This is a genomic window from Komagataeibacter nataicola, from assembly GCF_003207795.1.
GTDB lineage: Bacteria > Pseudomonadota > Alphaproteobacteria > Acetobacterales > Acetobacteraceae > Komagataeibacter > Komagataeibacter nataicola.
Genome location: NZ_NIRT01000091.1, coordinates 1 through 912 on the forward strand (window position 1 = coordinate 1; position 912 = coordinate 912).

A 912-nucleotide genomic window follows, 5' to 3' on the forward strand; every position below is an offset into this window, starting at 1 on the left:
CGGCCCATTTCAGGATGGCATGGGATGTGAACTCCGTACCGTTGTCGCTGACAATCATGAGGGGTTTGCCATATCGTTCCACCAGGGCCGTCAGTTCCCGCGCCACACGTCCACCTGATAATGACGTGTCGGCAACCAATGCCAGGTTCTTGCGACTGAAATCGTCGATAACAGCCAGAATGCGGAACCGGCGGCCACAGATCAGGGCATCCGAGACAAAATCCAGGCTCCAGCGCTGCCCGGGTTCCTGAGGGATGGTCATGGGAGAACGCGTCCCCAGTACCCTCTTGCGGCCATCTCGATGGCGGACTTTCAGCCCTTCCTCCTGGTAAAGGCGGAACAGCTTCTTGTGATTGGGGCTGAAGCCTTCCCGCGCCAGAAGATAACCCAGGCGGCGATAGCCAAAGCGGCGTCGTTGGTCCGCCAGGTCCCGTAGGCGCTGGCGCAGGGCAGCATCGTCCGCTCCGGTGGAAACATACCGCGCGACACGTCTGGCAACACCAACAAGCGCACAGGCTCGGCGTTCACTCAGGGCCAGAGCTTCCTGAATGTGTCGGACCGCCTGCCGTTTCGCGACAGGCGTTACCACTTTTTTCCAACAATTTCCTTCAGTGCCGCATTATCCAGCATGGCATCCGCCAGAAGACGTTTCAGGCGGATGTTTTCATCTTCCAGCGCCTTCAGCCGTTTGGCCTCGGATACCTCAAGGCCACCATAACGGGTCTTCCATTTGTAGAAGGTCGCGTCACTGATCCCGTGCTTACGGCAAAGATCAGAGACCTTCAGCCCAGATTCCTGTTCCTTCAGGATCCCTATGATCTGCTCTTCCGTAAAACGACTGCGCTTCATCCGTCCGTATCCTTCTCGATCGGACTCTACTTTTAAATGGTTACATTTCCGGGGGGCACGTCA

1 pseudogene is annotated in these 912 nt (G+C 57.2%); it reads right to left on the minus strand.

Annotated features, from left to right (window positions below):
* A pseudogene (locus CDI09_RS17395) lies at positions 1–849 on the minus strand (IS3 family transposase); the annotation flags it as partial.
* Positions 850–912 lie beyond the last annotated feature (63 nt).